An 18596-nucleotide genomic window follows, 5' to 3' on the forward strand; every position below is an offset into this window, starting at 1 on the left:
CCTTATTTATTATTAATGAATAAAAATTTTTTATAAAAAATTGGATAAAAGTTAATTTTTATTAAATAGTTTTTGAGAAATCTTTTCGTTTTTTTGCCATGTTAAAATATCGCATCCATACTCCGTTACTAATACAGTATGTTCATATTGTGCTGATAAAGAGCGATCTTTAGTTTTTACAGTCCATTTATCTTTCATGCATCTTACTTGAGGATTTCCAGCATTAATCATTGGCTCAATAGTAAAAATCATACCTTTTTCTAAGATAATGCTATTTTCTTTATTTTTATAATGTAGTACATGAGGTTCTTCATGAAAATTACGACCAATTCCATGGCCACAATATTCTTTTACAACAGAAAAATTGTTCTTTTCTACATGATTTTGAATAATTTCTCCGATTTTATAGAGGGGTATACCTGGTTTTACTAGTTTTAAAGATAGGTAAAGGCTTTCTTGAGCGACTTTACATAAACGTTTAGATAAAATACTAGTTTTACCTATAAAAAACATTTTTGAAGTATCACCATGATAATTATCTTTAATAATTGCAATATCTATATTAAGAATATCTCCTTCTTTTAATATTTTATTTTTATTTGGAATTCCATGACATACTACATCATTAACAGAAATACAAATTGATTTTGGAAATCCATGATATCCTAAACATGCTGAAATAGCTTTTTTTTCGTAAACAATGTAATCATGACAAATTTGGTTAATATCTTCTGTACTTATTTTTGGTTTAAGATATTTTTCTATCATTTCTAACACTTCAGCTGCTAATTTTCCAGATATGCGCATTTTTTTAATTTCTGATTCTGTTTTAATTATACAACTCATAATATTCAGCCGTTTTTTATATCAATTTTAAAAATTTAAGATTTATTTAAATTATACTGTAAAATATATATTTTTTTTAAAATTTAATTGTAAAAATATAAAAAAAATCAATAACTTTTTATTTTATTAACATAAAAAATGATATAAATTATTTTATGTGGTATATAAAAGAAAAATAAAAATTAATATATTGATCTTTATTTTTATTTAATATAATACTTACTAAGTATTTAATATTTTCACATTAGAGGTAATTATGGAAATAGTATCAATGCGCGATATGTTAAAAGCAGGTGTTCATTTTGGTCATCAAACACGTTATTGGAATCCAAAAATGAAACCTTTTATTTTTGGAACTCGTAATAGAGTACATATTATTAATTTAGAAAAAACTCTTCCAATGTTTAATTTTGCTCTTTCTGAATTAAAAAAAATTTCTTTAAGAAAAGGAAGAATATTATTTGTAGGTACTAAAAAGGCTGCAAGCAAAGGAATTAAAGAAGTAGCTATTAATTGCGAACAATTTTATGTTAATCATCGTTGGTTAGGTGGAATGCTAACAAATTGGAAAACTGTTAGACAATCTATAAAACGTTTAAAAGATCTAGAAATAGAATCCAAAGATGGTACTTTTACTAAGTTAACTAAAAAAGAAGCTTTAATAAGATCAAGAGAATTATGTAAATTAGAAAACAGTTTAGGTGGCATCAAAAATATGGGAGGATTACCTGATTGTCTATTTGTTATTGATGCTGCACATGAAAATATTGCAATAAAAGAAGCTAATAATTTAGGCATTCCTGTATTTTCTATAGTTGATACTAATTCGAATCCTGACGGTGTAGACTATATTATACCTGGTAATGATGATGCAATTCGATCAGTCAATCTCTATTTAAAATCTGTAGAACTTATTATTTCTAAAGAAAAAAATCAAAATTTATCAGATAAAGTCTTAATTGATTCTAAAAATAGTCTAGATATTGAATAAAAAAAGATTTATTAAAATTTTATAAAAATAAATTGATAAATTTTACATAAATTATTTATAAAAAAGGAAACTAATATATGACGAATACTAATGTTGATACTTGTCTTATTAAGGAATTAAGATCTCGTACAGGAGTAGGTTTTTTAGAATGTAAACGAGCATTATTGGAAGAAAAAGGGAATATTGAATCGGCAATTGATAATTTGCGAAAAAAAGGACAGTTAAATGCTGAAAAAAAAATCAATAATGTTACTAATCAAGGTGCAATTTTTTTAAAAATTCAAAATAATATTGGTGTTATGCTTGAATTAAATTGCGAAACTGATTTTGTATCTAAAGATAATTCTTTTATTTTCTTAGGTGAAGAGATTATACTACAAGCATTAGAAAGAAAAATAAAAGATATTAATCATTTAAAAAATATTTTTGAATTAAGAAGAACTGATTTAATTTTAAAAGTAGGCGAAAACATCAATATAAATCGTTTTCATTTTATAGAAGGCGAGAATCTTTCTTCCTACCTTCATGGGAATAGAATTGGTGTATTAGTTAGTGCAAGTTCTTTAAATAAAAAAATATTAAAAAATATTGCAATGCATATAGCTGCAAGTAAACCAGAATATTTACGTCCAGAAAATGTATCCAGTATAGTTTTTAATCGTGAATATGAGATTCAATTAGAATTAGCAAAAAATCTTAAAAAACCACCTAATTTATTAAAAAAAATTATTGATGGAAGAATGAATAAATTTATTAATAATATTTCTTTAACAGGTCAAAGTTTTATTATGGATCCTACAAAAACAGTCGGAGAAATTTTAAAGGAACATAATTCTTACATTATATCATTTATAAGATTTGAGTTAGGTGAAGTTATCCTTAAATAAATTATAGATTTAAAAACATGTTAATATAAAATATATTTAGGTTAACAAATATGTCTGCGAATAAGAAATTTATATATCGACGTATTTTATTGAAAATAAGTGGAGAAGTATTACAAGGCGTTAATCAATTTGGTATTGATATAAATGCTTTAAAAAGAATAGCTAAAGAAATTCAATCTATAGTAGAAATTGGTATTCAAGTAGGTTTAGTTATTGGAAGTGGTAATTTATTTCGTGGTGCAAAATTATCTAAATTAGGTCTCAATCGAGTTTCTGCTGATCATATTGGTATATTGTCAACAGTTATTAATAGTTTAGCTATGAGAGATACAATAAATTCAATTTCTTCTATTAAGACTTGTTTGATGTCCGCAGTACCATTAAATGGTATTTGCGAAATATACAGTTCTGAACGAGCAATAAATTTGTTATCTAATAATTTTATTATAATTTTTGCTGCTGGAACAGGTAATCCTTTTTTTACAACGGATTCAGCCGCTTGTTTACGTGGTATTGAGACGGAATCTGATATTATTTTAAAAGGGACTAAAGTAGATGGAGTATATTCAAATGATCCTAAAAAAGATAATCGTGCTATTTTATACAAACAACTAACATATAAAGATGTTCTTAAAAAAGAATTAAAAGTAATGGATTTAGCTGCTTTTACACTTGCTCGAGATTATTATTTACCTATTCGAGTTTTTAATATAAATAAACCTGGATCTTTATATCGTATTATGATCGGTAATGACGAAGGTACTCTTATTACTAGATAAATTTTTTAAAAATTTTAATAGTATATATTTTATAAAACGATATTTTATTAAGTTAAGAATATATTATATAGGTAATCATGTGATTAATCAGATTAATATAAAGGCTCGTGAACGAATGGAAATATGTATTCAAACATTTCAGAATAATATTAATAATATTAAAACTGGTCGAGCATCACCAACATTACTTCATAATATTTATATTGAATATTTTGGTTCTAAGACCTCTTTACGTCAAGTATCTAATATAATAGTTGAAGATTCTCATACTCTCAAAATTAATGTTTTTGATAATTCTATTACATCTTTAATTAGAAAAGCTATTTTAAATTCTAATCTTGATTTGAATCCAATTCTACAAGGTAAAGATATATTAATACCCATACCTTCATTAACAGAAGAAAGAAGAAAAAAATTAATTAAAGTAATTCGTAGTGATGCTGAAAATAGTCGTATTAATATACGTAATATTCGTAGAGATACTAATGATAAAATTAAAAAACTTCTTAAAAATAAAACTATTAGTGAAGATAATGAACATACTTCTCAAATAAAAATACAAATTATGACAGATGAATATATTAAAAAAATAGATTATATTTTATCTAAAAAAGAAATAGAATTGATGAAACTTTAAGATTTTTATTTTTAAAATATATAGATATTATCTAATAAACTATAAATTAAAAAATTTATTAATTTCTTATAATTAAGAATATTTATGAAAAAAATTACTATTCTAGGATCAACTGGTTCTATTGGTATTAGTACATTATCTGTTATTAAAAAAAATCCGAATTTATTTAAAGTAATCGCTTTAGTAGCTAATACTAACATTGCTACCATGTTAGAGCAATGTGAGTTGTTTTCACCTGATTGGGTAGCAATGGGAGACGAGAAATCTGCTAATATATTAAGAAAAAAATTAAAACGTAGAAAAATCAAAACTCAGGTTCTTTCCGGGGAAAAAGATATTTGTAAATTAGCTTCATTAAAAGAAACTGATCAAGTTATATCTGCAATCATTGGAATAGCAGGTTTATTACCAACGTTATCTGCAATAAAGGCTGGTAAAACAATATTATTAGCTAACAAAGAGTCTTTGATTACATGTGGTTATTTATTCATGAAAGCACTTGCTTTAAGTGGTGCTAAAATTTTTCCTATTGATAGTGAACATAATGCTATTTTTCAAGTTTTGCCTATAGAAATGCAAAAAAATTTAGGTGTTTCTAGTTTAAAACAAAATAGTATTAAACATATAGTTTTAACTGGTTCTGGAGGACCATTTTATAAACTATCTTCATCTGATTTATCTAATGTAACTCCAGTTCAAGCATGTTCTCATCCAAATTGGTTAATGGGGAAAAAAATTTCTGTAGATTCAGCAACTATGATGAATAAAGGTTTAGAATATGTTGAGGCAAGATGGTTATTTAATGCTTCAGAATCAGAAATTAAAATTTTAATTCATCCTGAGTCAGTAATTCATTCTATGGTACAGTATTGCGACGGTTCTTTATTAGCGCAATTATCAATACCTGATATAAGAATATCTATTTCATATGCGATGTCTTGGCCTAATCGTATTTATTCAGGAGCTAAGTATTTAGATTTTTATGCAATAAATAATCTATCTTTTTTTGAACCTAATTTTATTCAATTTCCGTGTTTAAAATTAGCTATTGATTCTTTCGCTCAAGGTCAATCTTCTATGATTGTTTTAAATGCTGTTAATGAAATCGCTGTATCAGCTTTTCTTGACTCTAGAATTTCTTTTACTAAAATTTATGAGATAAATTTTGAAATATTAATGTCTTCCTGTTTTTCTGAACCTAATTGTATTGAAGATATTTTAGAAATTGATAGGAAAGCAAGAATATTAGCTAAAAATAAAATTTCATCTTTAGTTTTTTAAACATACATTATTAATGTATTAATGATTTTATTTAGAATTTTTTAAAAAAATTCTATTTTTGAGAGAAATATATACATACTATGAAGTATAAATCTTCATTAGAAAATAACGAAAAATATCATAAACACAATCCACGTCATGTAGCAATTATTATGGATGGGAATGGACGATGGGCTAATAAAAAAGGTAAAATGCGTATTTTAGGTCATAGAGAAGGTTTTAAAGCAGTAAAAAAAGCAATAAGATTTTCTCTTATCAATAATTTAAAGATATTAACATTGTATGCTTTTAGTAGTGAAAATTGGAATCGTCCGTTATTTGAGATTAAATCGTTAATGGAATTATTTTCTTATGCATTAGATAGTGAAATTCAAAATTTAAAAAAATATAATATTAGATTTAAAGTTATTGGTGATATAAAATATTTTGATAAAAAACTACAGAATAGTATTTATAATGCAGAAAAAATGACTTTAAATAACAGCGGTTTAATTTTAAATATAGCTGCAAATTATGGTGGAAGATGGGATATAATTCAAAGTATTAAAAAAATTATTAACAAAGTTCAACAAGGAGTTTTACATGTAAATAATATTAAAGAAAAAACTCTTTCTCAATATTTGTCAACTAGCAAACTTCTTCCAGTAGATTTAGTAATTAGAACAGGAGGAGAAAAGAGAATGAGTAATTTTTTGTTATGGCAAATAGCTTATTCTGAATTGTATTTTACTGATGTTTTATGGCCTGATTTTAATCAGAATATTTTTCAACATGCTATAGATACTTTCATATCTCGCGAACGTCGTTTTGGTGGATTTAAAAAATATGAAAAATAGAATATTTTTATATTATTCATTTTTTTACGTAAATAAAATTTTAATTTATGTTAAATAATAATTTTATAAATCTATTTAAAAAAAAATCACTCAATAATTTAATAAAAAACATAAATAACAAATAAGTGTCTTTTAAATTTTATTTTTAATTTATAATTCCTCCTAAATTATAAAGTTTTTAATAAATTTTATAAAAGAAGAAATATTTTTCAGGAAAAATTATAATAATAATGTTAATTAAAAATTTTTTTATAGCTTTTTTAATATTTTTTAGTGTAGCAGTACATGCGGATGATACATTCATTGTAAAAGATATTCAGTTTAAAGGATTAAAAAATTTTTCACAAAATGAAGCGTTAAAAAATATTCTTTTTAGTATTGGAAGTCAAATATCTCAATATGATATACAAAATAGCATTAAATCTTTATTTAAAACTGGAAAATTTGAAGATATTAATGTAGTTTTTTTAGAAAAAATTATTATCTTTAACATTAGAGAACGACCTATTATTTCTAATGTTGCTATTTCTGGTAATCATATTGTTAGTAATTCTATTTTAAATAAATATTTAACAAAAATAAATATTAAAAAAGGAAAACCGTTTAATAATTTTTTTAATGATACATTTATTAAAACAATAAAAGATTTTTATGATGATCTTGGAAGATATAAACCAAATATAAAAATATTAAAATTTTTTTCTAAAAATAATACTGTTGATTTAAAAATATTAATTAACGAAGGTATGCCAATAAAAATTGAAAATATTAAAATATTAGGTATTCAAGATTTTTCGAAAGAAAAAATTTTTTCATTATTTAAGCAAAAAGATCATCATTCTTGGTGGAATTTTTTAGATAAATGTATTTACTCTCCAAAAGAATTAAAAAATGATTTAAAAAATTTAAAACATTTTTATTTAAATCATGGATATTTTTATTTTAATGTAACGAATAAAAAAATAGATTTTTTTCAAGATAAAAATAAGGTAAATATTACAATAAATATTTCCGAAGGAAATAAATATAGAATTTCAAATTTCTTTATTAATGGTAATTTATTTCCATATCAAGAATTAATTAAAAATTTAATTAAAATTAATCGTTATGAACTTTATAATAAAGAAAAAATTGATATTATAACAAGTAAAATAAAAAGATTGTTATCTGAAAACGGATATATTGATTCTAAAATTATAGTGAATCCACAAATTGATCATGCAAAAAAAACAATAATATTAGATTTTAATATTGATATTCAAAAACGTTTTTTTGTAAAAAAAATTTATTTCATGGGAAATGAAATAACTCAAGATAAAGTTTTACGTCGTGAAATTAAACAAATAGAAGGTAAATATTTTAATATAAAACTAGTAGAATCAGGAAAAAAATTATTAGAAAAAACAAAATATTTTAGTAATGTTGAAATAATTAAAAAAATAAATCCTAGTAAATCTAATCAAATCGATATTATTTATAAGGTACAAGAGCAGCCTACTGGTTCTATAAATTTTGGTCTAGGATATGGAATAGATAGCGGTACGAGTTTTAATATTTCTTTTTCTCAAGAAAATATACTTGGTTCTGGAAATTCTTTTAAAGCTAGTACTATTAAAAATGATCATCAGAAATATGCAGATATATCAATAATTTATCCATATTTTTTTTGTAATAATACAGATTTTAATCCTAGATTTTTTTATAATGATTTTAAATATAATTTCAATAGCATTTCAAATCTTATTAAAAAAACTTATGGTTTTGAAAGTAATTTAGGATTTTTGATTAATAATACTAATAAAATAAACTTTGGATTTGGATATACTCATAACGATATTAATAATATAGAAAAAAAAATTGATAAAAGTCTATTAATAAAAAAACCATTAAATTCAATTTTTTTAAGAAATAGTTTAGTAGATGATTTCACTATAAATTATTCTTGGATATATGATGATTTAGAATATCTTTATTTTCCGATCTCTGGTAATCAAATACATATTAGTGGAAAAAATACTATTCCAGGATCTGATGATAATTTTTATAAAATAATGTTTGATAGTGAACAATATATTCCATTAAATAAAGAAAAAAGTTTTATATTTTTCAGTCATATTTTCATGGGAATAGGGAATATTTTTAATAAAGAAAAACTTCCTTTTTACGAAAATTTTTATGCTAGCAGCTCAAATAATATTCGTGGTTTCCGTATGAATACTATCGGTCCTAAAAAAATCTATGATAGTATTAATTCAGACAATTGTATTGGATATAAAAATAATAATACATGTGAATCTATCGATTCTATTGGAGGAAATTTAAACCTAGTTTCTAATTTAGAGCTCGTTATACCTTTTCCTTTTATAAATAATAAATATTCTAAATATTTTCGTACTTCTTGTTTTTTAGATATTGGTAATATTTGGGATACACAATCTAATAATAGCAAAAATGTTAATTTTTTTTCATTTTTACAAAATGACATATTAAATGATATTTATTCATCAGTTGGTATTTCATTACAATGGTTTTCTCCAATTGGTCCGCTAATTTTTTCTTATGCAATTCCTATTCAAAAAAATAAAAATTATCAGTTGGAACCATTTCAATTTAATGTCGGTAAGAATTGGTAATTTAAATACAAGTTAAGAAAAAATTATTTTATATAATTATAAAAAATATAAATATTTTGCTTCTTGATATCAAATACAAAATAAAATTGAAATTTCATCTATATTTTATTATGAATTATAATATTTATTATAATAAAATATTTACAATAAGGTAAATATTTTGAATTTTATAAAAAATGTATTAAATATTAAAAAAATTTTAACAATTCTACCTCATCGTTATCCTTTTTTACTAATTGATCGAGTTTTAAAATGTGAGAAATTTAAATATTTACAAGCAATAAAAAATTGCACTATAAATGAGCCTTTTTTTCAAGGTCATTTTTTAAACGAACCAATTTTCCCTGGTGTATTAATAGTAGAAGCTATGGCTCAAGCAGCAAGTGTTCTAATATATGAAAGTACAGAAAAATTAAATATAAATGAATTGTATTATTTTGTAGGTATAGAAAATACTCGTTTTAAAAAAATAGTTATTCCTGGTGATCAAATGTTTATAGAGGTGTTTTTATTAAAAGCTAATAAAAATATTTTAATTTTCAAAAATATGGCTTTAGTAAATGATAATGTTGTTTGTAAATCTAAAATTGTTTTTGCTAAAAAATATTTATTTTAAAAATATATATTTATATAAATTTCGGAAAATATATGAATGAACCAAAATTTATTCATCTTCATGTACATAGTGATTATTCAATTATTGATGGATTATCAAAACCTGAAGAATTAGTTAAAAAAGCAGTATCTTTAAATATGCCAGCTATTGCAATAACTGATTATAATAATTTATATGGTGTGATCAAATTTTACAATATAGCTCATCAATTAGGCATAAAACCTATTATTGGTATTACAGTAAAATTTTTTTCTAATTTAATAAATAATGAATTAACAAAATTAACGTTATTAGCATCTAATCAAGAAGGATATAAAAATTTAATTTTATTAATTTCTCGTGCTTATCAAAAAAGACAGATTAATAATAACGATATTACTATTGAAAAAAATTGGTTGTTGGAAATGAATAAAGGATTGATATTACTTTCTGGAGGTTCTCAAGGCGAACTTGGAAAAGTTTTACTTCATGGTCAATCATCATTAATATTAAGTTGTTTATCATTTTATCAGAAATATTTCCCTGATTCTTATTATTTAGAATTATTTCGTACAAATCGAGAAAATGAAGAAAAATATTTACATTTAGCTGTAGATTTATCTTTGTCGACAGGGGTTCCTGTTGTTGCTACTAATGATGTTTGTTTTTTAAACAAAGAAGATTTTAAAATTCATAAAATTAGAATTGCTATTAATGAGGGGGAAACATTACAACATTCAAAAATTCAAAATAATTATAGTAATCAACAATTTTTAAAGAGTATAAAAGAAATGTCTGATCTTTTTTCAGATATTCCAGAGGCACTTATAAATAGTGTAGAAATTGCGAAACGTTGCAATGTTTTTATAAATTCAGGAAAATATTTTTTACCTCAGTTTCCAACGGGAAAGATAAGTGTTGAAAATTATTTAATTACACAATCATATAAAGGTATAAAAAAACGTTTAATTTTTTGTCGATTAAATAATAAAAAATATCAAATTATATTTGATAAATATAAAAATCGTTTAGATATGGAATTAAATGTAATTAACAAAATGGGTTTTCCTGGATATTTTTTAATTGTTATGGAATTTATACAATGGGCAAAAGATAATAATATACCAGTAGGACCAGGACGAGGTTCTGGTGCAGGTTCTCTTGTAGCGTATGCTTTAAATATCACAGAAGTAGATCCTTTATCTTTTAATCTTTTATTTGAAAGATTTTTAAATCCAGAACGTATTTCAATGCCTGATTTTGACATTGATTTTTGCATGGAAAAACGTGATAAAGTAATTGAACATGTTTCAGATATATATGGAAGAAACTCAGTAGCACAAATTATTACTTTTGGAACATTAACAGCAAAAGCTGTTATTAGAGATGTAGGTCGAGTTTTAGGATATTCATATGGATTTATTAATAAACTATCTAAGTTAGTTCCTTTAGATCCTGGCATAACTTTAAATGAAGCTTTTTCTAAAGAATCTGAATTATCTAATCTTTATAAAAATAATGAAGACGTTAAAAATTTAATTAATATTGCGAAAAAATTAGAGGGCATAAATAGAAATGTTGGGAAACATGCCGGAGGTGTAGTGATTTCACCTACTAAAATTACTGATTTTTGTCCATTATATTGTGACGAACAAGGAAATAATCCAGTAACTCAATTTGATAAAAATGATATAGAATATGTAGGATTAGTAAAATTTGATTTTCTTGGTTTACGTACACTTACTATTATTAATAGTACAGTAGAAATGATTAATATAAAGCTAAAAATTGAAAAAAAAAATCTAATAAATATTAATTCAATTCCTCTGAATGATATGAAATGTTTTGATTTATTAAAAAAATCTGAGACAACTGGTGTTTTTCAATTAGAATCTTATGGAATGAAAGATTTAATTAAAAGACTACAACCTGATTGTTTTGAAGATATAATTGCCTTGGTAGCACTTTTTAGGCCCGGTCCTTTACAATCTGGAATGGTTGATAATTTTATTAATCGAAAACATGGACGTGAAAAAATTTCATATCCTGATCATAAATGGCAACATATATTATTAAAACCTATATTAGAATCAACATATGGTATCATATTATATCAAGAACAAGTAATGCAAATAGCACAAGTTTTAGCAGGTTATACATTAGGAAGTGCAGATATTTTAAGACGAGCAATGAGTAAAAAAAATTTAAAAGACATGTCAAAACAACGTGCTATATTTGAAAAAGGAGCTTTAAAAAATGGTGTTAATAAAAAATTATCAGTAAAAATTTTTGATTTATTAGAAAAATTTGCAGGATATGGATTTAATAAATCTCATTCTGTAGCTTATGCTTTAGTATCTTATCAAACTCTGTGGTTAAAAACACATTATCCTGCTGAATTTATGGCAGCAGCAATGACATCTGATATAGATAATACAGAAAAAATTATTATTTTATTTAATGAATCTTTAAATATGGGAATAAAAATTATTCCTCCAAATATTAATTTGAGTAAATATAAATTTTATGTAGATAATCAAAATAATATAGTTTATGGTATTGGTGCCATTAAAGGTATAGGAGAAAACTCAGTACAAAATCTTATTCAAGAACGTGAAGAAAACGGATTTTTTTATGACTTATTTGATCTTTGTATGAGAATCGATACTAATAAAGTAACGCGTAAAGTTTTAGAAAAGTTAATAATGTCTGGAAGTTGTGACTGTTTTAATCAAAGTCGAAATTATTTACTTAAATCAATTGATGATGCTATAAATGCATCAAAAGAATCTCGTAAAACAAAATTTTTTAAACAAGAAAGTCTTTTTGGTATTTTTAAAAATGAGTTAAAACAAGTAAAAAAGAATAATTTTTTTAACCTAACTCATCCTGAAAAAAACAAATTAGAAAACGAATATCAAGTATTAGGCTTTTATCTTACAGGACATCCTATTGATCAATATAAAAAAGAACTAAAATATTATGTGAATAATATAAAGTTATCAGAATTAAAATTTTTTGAAAAAAATAGAAAAGTTCTAGTTGTAGGAGTTATAGTTTCTATTAAGTTTAAAGTAACTAAAAATAAGAATCGTATAGCGGTTTTAATATTAGATGATAATACTAGTCGTGTAGAAGTTGTAATCTTTTCAGATTTATTAGATTTACGAGAATCTTTTTTGAAACTAAACGCACTGTTATTTGTAAGAGGAGTTTTAAATTTTAGTTTTGTAAATAAAAATATTAAAATGATAGCTTATGATCTTATGGATTTAAAATTTATGAGAGAAAAACATATACATAAATTAATAATTATATTAAATGAAGAAAAAACTAATATGTTTTTTTTAAAAAAGTTATATAAATGTTTAGATAATCAATCTAAAGGGAGAATTCCCGTTTGTATTTCTTATTATAAAAAAAGAGTATCTTTAAACTTAGAATTAAATAAAAAATGGTCTGTTATAATTACTGATGATTTTTTAAATGAATTAAAATTATTAGTAGGATCAAAAAAAATACAATTAGAGTATATTTAAAAAAATTAAGTAATTTATAAAATTTTTTTTTTAAATAAAAGAAATTATTTTTTATATTTTAGTCTATATTATATTGCTGAATTTTTTTATACAATTTATATCTTAATATGTATCGATATATAGAAATTATATTTATTTTTTAAATTTTTATTAAATAAGATATTCTTTTTAGATAGAGTGATATATAAAAAAATATAAATATTTAGAATAAAATTCTTAATCAAATTTTAAAAAAATTTTTTATTAAGAATTTTTTTTATTACTAAAATAATATTTTTAAGAAATCATTATTTTTTTAGTTTCTGTAAAACAAAATTTGTTATATCTTTGATCTTAATTAGAACATTTTTTTTATTTTTTCTTTCACGATATTCAACATTATTATCATTAATAGAACGTATACTAACAATAATTTGATGAGGAATTCCAATCAAATCCATTTCATTAAACATAATTCCTGGTCGTTCAGATCGATCATCTAATATAACATCTATGCCTATTTTTTTAAAATTTTGATATAAAATATTTGCTACTTTTTTTATTTTATTATATTTTTCCATGTTTATAGGTAAAATAACGATTTCAAAAGGTGCAATAGAATTTGGCCAAATAATACCACTTTCATCGTGATTTTGTTCAATAATAGCTGCTGCAATTCGTGTTATTCCTATTCCGTAACATCCCATATAAAAATTTTCTTGTTTACCATCTTGTATTTTAATGGATTTTTTCATTATTTTAGAATATTTTTGTCCAATTTGAAATATATGACCAATTTCAATGCTTTTTTTTACATTCAAATACCCTGTACCATTAGGACTTAAGTCGTTTGTATTTACTTTTCTAATATCTTCAATTATTGGTATAGGCAAATCAATATTCCAATTTACATTAATAAAAAAATGTTCGTTAATATTTGCACCAATAGTAAAATTTTTCATTTCATAAGTAGAGATATCAGCAATAATAGGAATTTTTAATCCTAAAGGACCTAAGAATTTTTTTTTCACTCCTATTAATGAAATAGTTTCTTTTTCATCAAGAAATGATAAAGGCTTTTTTATTATATTAAGTTGTTCTATTTTAAATAAATTTAATTCATGATCTCCTCGTATTAATAATGCTGCTATTGAAGTAGTATCTTTTGTTTTTATTTTAACTAAAAAAGTTTTAATTTGATTTTTTAATGGTGTATTTAATTTTTTAGAAATTATTGTAGATTTTTTACTGTCTTTTTTGCCATGAATAATTTTGTATTCATCTTTTTTTTTAAAAAAATTAATTGTTTCTATAGATTTAGCCATATTCATATTTGAAGAATATGATTTATCATTCGAAAAAACTATTTCATCTTCTCCATTCTCAGAAAAAGCTTGAAATTCATGAGAAATATTACCTCCCATAGAACCTGAATCAGCTTTTACTACACAAAAATCTAACTGCATTGTTTTAAATATATTTATATAGCTTTGATAGAATTTATTATAAGTGTTTTCCAGACAATTTTGATTAATATGAAAAGAATAAGCATCTTTCATTGTAAATTCACGTGTTCTAATCATACCAAAGCGAGGTCGTATTTCATCTCTAAATTTTGTTTGTATTTGATATACAATTAATGGCAGTTTTTTATATGAATTAACTTCATTACTAATAAAGTTAGTAACAATTTCTTCATTAGTAGGGCCTAAAATAAAATGGTTTTTACGACGGTCAGAAAATCTTAGTAATTCTTCTCCGTATATACTTAATCGTCCGCTTTTTTCCCATAAAAATTCAGATTGAATTATAGGCATGAATATTTCTAATGCATTTATTTTTTTCATTTCTTTTCTAATGATTTTTTTTATTTTTTTTAGTACTCTAATTCCAGTTGGAAGCCAAATATATAAACCTGAAGATGTTTTTCTAATCATACCACTTCTTAGCATTAATTGATGGCTAATAATTTTTGCATCATAAGGTGTATCTTTTAAAGTTGATAATAGATATTGACTTGTAAGCATTTATTAAGATCTCAAAAGTAAAATTTTTAAATAGTGAATGTAATTTCATTATATAATAAAATCTTATCTTAAATAATTTATTTTAAATTAATATATTTTAAAAAAATTAATATATTTGAAAAAATAAAGTTAGTCTATTTACATAATCAATAAAATTAACTTGTTTTTTTTTTGATACAGAGGTCTAATGAGTTTTTTATGCATAAAAATAGTGGTTAAATATATTTCTTATGAATCATAATATCAATGAGGAAAAAACAGAAAATCCTACTGAACATCGTATTAGAAAATTTCGTAATAAAGGAAAAACACGATATTCTAGAGAATTAAATTCTTTATTCATTTTATTAGTTGGATTTATAAATTTATGGTGGTATAGAGATTTAATTATTTTTAATCTTAGCAAAATAATGTCTAATAGTTTTTGTTTTGATAAAAATGATTTTTTAAATACAAATAAAACTTTATTAGAAATATTTGCATCTTTAAAAAATATCTTTTTTGTCTTTTTTCCATTTTTAATATCTTTATTAATTGTAGTTACGATACCTTCTATACTTTTAAGTGGTATTAAATTAAATTTTACATCATTAAAATTTAATTTTATAAAATTAAATCCCTTTCAGGGTTTAAAAAGAATTTTTTCTTTTCAAATAATAGTAGAGTTTTTAAAGATAATATTAAAATTGTTTATAGTGAGTAGTATATCTTGTTGGTATTTATGGATTTATTTTCCTGAAATATTATTCTTAATTAATAAAAATTATATATCTTCTTTATCAGATGGATGTAACATAATTTCTATTTGTTCTTTTTTAGTTATACTAGGATTAGTTCCGATTGTTTTTTTTGATATTATTTGGCAACAATTCAATTACTATAAAAAATTAAAAATGACTCGTCAAGAAATCAAAGATGAATTAAGAGAAAAAGAAGGAAATCCAAATATCAAAATGCGTATTCGTCAAGAAATGAAAGCGGCTATGCGTAGAAGAATGATCGCAGATGTTCCTAAAGCTGATGTAATTATAACTAATCCTGTATATTATTCTGTAGCACTTAAATATGATGAAACAAAAATGAATGCGCCTAAAGTAATAGCTAAAGGTATAGGTGAAGTAGCTATTAAAATACAAAATTTAGCTCTTAAACATAATATCTCAATTATTTCCGCCCCATCATTGGCTCGTTCATTATACCGTTATTCCGAAATCGGACAATATATTCCAGGTCCTCTTTACAAAGCTGTTGCAGAAGTTTTAGCATGGGTTTGGAAAGTACGAAAATGGAAAAAAGAAGGTGGTATTTTCCCTGAAAAACCTAAAAATATATTAGTTCCATCAGAATTAACTTTTACAGGAGAGCATAAAAATAATGTTTAGTTTGTCTCATTTTTTTCGTTTTACAAAAAGTTTAAAAACAATTCAATGGCAAATACTTGCAGGTCCAATACTTATTTTGATGATTTTATCAATGATGGTTTTGCCATTAGCACCTTTTGTCTTAGATGTTTTTTTTACTTTTAATATTGCATTATCAATAATAATTTTACTTGTTTCTATGTTTACCCGTCATACTTTAGAATTTACTGCTTTCCCAACAATTTTGCTCTTTTCTACATTGTTACGTTTGGCTTTAAATGTAGCTTCTACTCGTATTATTTTTTTAAGAGGTCATACTGGTACTAATTCAGCAGGAAAAGTAATTGAATCATTTGGTCATTTTTTAGTAGGTGGAAATTTTGCTATTGGGATAGTTGTATTTATAATTTTAGTTATTATTAATTTTATTGTTATTACTAAAGGAGCCAGTAGAATAGCGGAAGTTGGTGCACGATTTGTATTAGATGCTATGCCAGGAAAACAAATGGCAATTGATGCAGATTTAAATGCAGGTTTGATTGGTGAAGAAAAAGCTAAAAAACGTCGTATAAAAATAACACAGGAAGCTGATTTTTACGGTTCTATGGATGGTGCTAGTAAGTTTGTACGAGGAGATGCAATTGCTGGAATTTTAATAATGATTATTAATATTTTTGGTGGTTTAATTATTGGTCTAATACAACATCATATGTTATTAAAAAAAGCTGTAGAAGTTTATACATTATTAACTATTGGAGATGGTTTAGTTGCTCAAATTCCAGCATTAGTTATTTCTACTGCAGCAGGTGTTATTGTCACACGTGTTAGTAGTAATCAAAATGTTGGTGAACAAATGGTTAGTCAATTATTTTATAATCCTCAAGTTATTTTATTAAGTGCAATAGTTTTAGGTGTTCTTGGTTTAGTGCCAGGTATGCCTAATATTATATTTTTAGTTTTTACAGTCTTATTGTTTATTTTATCTTGGTGGTTATATGAAAAAAAATATGATTTAGAAAGTAATTTTTTAAATTCTAATAAAAAATATAAATTAATACATGATTCAATTTCAGAAGCATCTTGGAGTGATGTTCAATTAGAAGATCCAATTAGAATAGAAATTGGTTATAAATTAACACCCATGACTGATGTTAATCAAAAGGGTGATTTATTAGATAGAATTCGTGTAGTTCGTAAAAAAATTGCTCAAGAAATTGGATTTTTACCTCCACTAGTACGTGTTAAAAATAATATGAATTTATCAGGAAATGTTTATCGTATTTTTATTAAAGGAGTAGAAGTAGGACAGGGGAAATGTTTTTATGGACGTCTTATGGCTATTCATACAGGTAGAGAAACGGAACCTTTGCCTTTTGAAAAAATATATGAACCAACTTTTGGTTTATCTGGATATTGGATTGATGAAGAATTTAAAAATACAGCGCAAAAAAAAGGCTATTCTGTTATAGAATCTAGTGTTGTTATTTCAACACATTTAAATTTTTTAATGACTAATCATATTGATGAGTTATTTGGTCGTCAAGAAACTCAACAATTATTAGAACATGTTAGCATAGAAATGCCAAAATTAACTGAAGATTTAATTCCAAATATAATCAATTTAACAGTTTTTCATAAAGTACTTAAAAATTTATTATTAGAAAATGTTCCAATACGCGATATGAGAACGATTTTAGAATCACTGTCAGAATGCGCTGATATTCAAAAAGATCCAATTGAATTAACTAGTATTGTACGTATTGCATTGAGAAAAATTCTTATACAAAAATTATTTAAACAAGATAGTATTATTGAAATAATAGGATTAGAATCGAATTTAGAGCAATTATTATTAAATAGTTTAAAATCAGGTGCTAATACTATAGAACCTACTTTATCTGAAAGTTTATTAATAAAAACAAAAGAAGCTATTAAAAAACAACTATTAATAGGCTCTCCTCTTGTATTATTAGTTAGCCATCCGTTACGATATTTTTTATCTAAATTTTTACGACAAAGTTTTCCGGAATTAACTGTTTTATCTCAATTTGAAATTGTAGATGTAAAAAAAATAAAGATGACTAATATAATTGGTTCTTAATAAGAAATAAAATTAGCTTATTCATATTTTGAATACAGATTGGTGTGGTAGTAAGTAGTACATTTTCGTACTATATTATTTCCTCACCTTGCTGAATTTTTAGG

At 23.6% G+C, this 18596-nt stretch carries 13 protein-coding genes; 11 read left to right on the forward strand and 2 right to left on the reverse strand.

From position 1 onward, the window contains the following. Positions 1-51: 51 nt before the first annotated feature. A complete protein-coding gene (gene map / locus D9V61_RS01165) occupies positions 52-846 on the reverse strand; it encodes a type I methionyl aminopeptidase (protein WP_158339418.1) in 795 nt (264 codons plus the stop codon). A 256-nt stretch (positions 847-1102) separates the two neighbouring features. Between map and rpsB the strand changes: the two genes are divergently transcribed. The 9 genes from rpsB to dnaE all read left to right on the forward strand — a co-directional run bounded on the left by rpsB (position 1103) and on the right by dnaE (position 13024). Next, the gene (gene rpsB, locus D9V61_RS01170) at positions 1103-1837 is read left to right on the forward strand and encodes a 30S ribosomal protein S2 (protein WP_158339419.1); all 735 of its coding nucleotides are present in this window, start codon (positions 1103-1105) and stop codon (positions 1835-1837) included. A 77-nt stretch (positions 1838-1914) separates the two neighbouring features. Beyond that, positions 1915-2724: a translation elongation factor Ts gene (gene tsf / locus D9V61_RS01175; protein ID WP_158339420.1), complete on the forward strand. Its 810-nt coding sequence runs from the start codon at positions 1915-1917 to the stop codon at positions 2722-2724. Positions 2725-2774: 50 nt separating this feature from the next. Further along, a complete protein-coding gene (gene pyrH / locus D9V61_RS01180) occupies positions 2775-3503 on the forward strand; it encodes a UMP kinase (protein ID WP_158339421.1) in 729 nt (242 codons plus the stop codon). 79 nt (positions 3504-3582) lie between these two features. Next, a complete protein-coding gene (gene frr / locus D9V61_RS01185; RefSeq protein WP_158339422.1) occupies positions 3583-4140 on the forward strand; it encodes a ribosome recycling factor in 558 nt (185 codons plus the stop codon). An 84-nt stretch (positions 4141-4224) separates the two neighbouring features. After that, positions 4225-5421 (forward strand): 1-deoxy-D-xylulose-5-phosphate reductoisomerase, encoded by a 1197-nt coding sequence (gene ispC / locus D9V61_RS01190; RefSeq protein WP_158339423.1) that lies wholly within the window; start codon positions 4225-4227, stop codon positions 5419-5421. 80 nt (positions 5422-5501) lie between these two features. Then, positions 5502-6257 (forward strand): polyprenyl diphosphate synthase, encoded by a 756-nt coding sequence (gene uppS / locus D9V61_RS01195; protein ID WP_158339424.1) that lies wholly within the window; start codon positions 5502-5504, stop codon positions 6255-6257. A gap of 230 nt (positions 6258-6487) precedes the next feature. Further along, entirely contained in the window at positions 6488-8890 is a 2403-nt protein-coding gene (bamA, locus tag D9V61_RS01200; protein ID WP_158339425.1) for an outer membrane protein assembly factor BamA, read from the forward strand. A gap of 160 nt (positions 8891-9050) precedes the next feature. Continuing rightward, the gene (fabZ, locus tag D9V61_RS01205) at positions 9051-9506 is read left to right on the forward strand and encodes a 3-hydroxyacyl-ACP dehydratase FabZ (protein WP_158339426.1); all 456 of its coding nucleotides are present in this window, start codon (positions 9051-9053) and stop codon (positions 9504-9506) included. Between the two features lie 32 nt (positions 9507-9538). Next, positions 9539-13024, forward strand: a complete 3486-nt coding sequence (gene dnaE / locus D9V61_RS01210; RefSeq protein WP_158339427.1) for a DNA polymerase III subunit alpha — start codon at positions 9539-9541, stop codon at positions 13022-13024. Positions 13025-13311: 287 nt separating this feature from the next. On the opposite strand, the gene D9V61_RS01215 is transcribed toward dnaE, so the two are convergent. Continuing rightward, a complete protein-coding gene (locus D9V61_RS01215; protein ID WP_158339428.1) occupies positions 13312-15030 on the reverse strand; it encodes a proline--tRNA ligase in 1719 nt (572 codons plus the stop codon). A 230-nt stretch (positions 15031-15260) separates the two neighbouring features. Between D9V61_RS01215 and flhB the strand changes: the two genes are divergently transcribed. Together flhB and flhA are read left to right on the forward strand one after the other, a co-directional pair. Continuing rightward, positions 15261-16412 carry a flagellar biosynthesis protein FlhB gene (gene flhB / locus D9V61_RS01220; protein ID WP_158339429.1) on the forward strand — a complete coding sequence of 384 codons (1152 nt, stop codon included), beginning with the start codon at positions 15261-15263 and terminating at the stop codon, positions 16410-16412. Continuing rightward, positions 16405-18492 carry a flagellar biosynthesis protein FlhA gene (gene flhA, locus D9V61_RS01225; protein ID WP_158339430.1) on the forward strand — a complete coding sequence of 696 codons (2088 nt, stop codon included), beginning with the start codon at positions 16405-16407 and terminating at the stop codon, positions 18490-18492. The genes flhB and flhA overlap by 8 nt, the downstream gene beginning before the upstream one ends. The last annotated feature ends 104 nt before the right edge of the window (positions 18493-18596 follow it).

The sequence above is a fragment of the Buchnera aphidicola (Acyrthosiphon lactucae) genome (assembly GCF_005083565.1).
In the GTDB taxonomy this organism is placed as follows: Bacteria; Pseudomonadota; Gammaproteobacteria; order Enterobacterales; family Enterobacteriaceae; genus Buchnera; species Buchnera aphidicola_AH.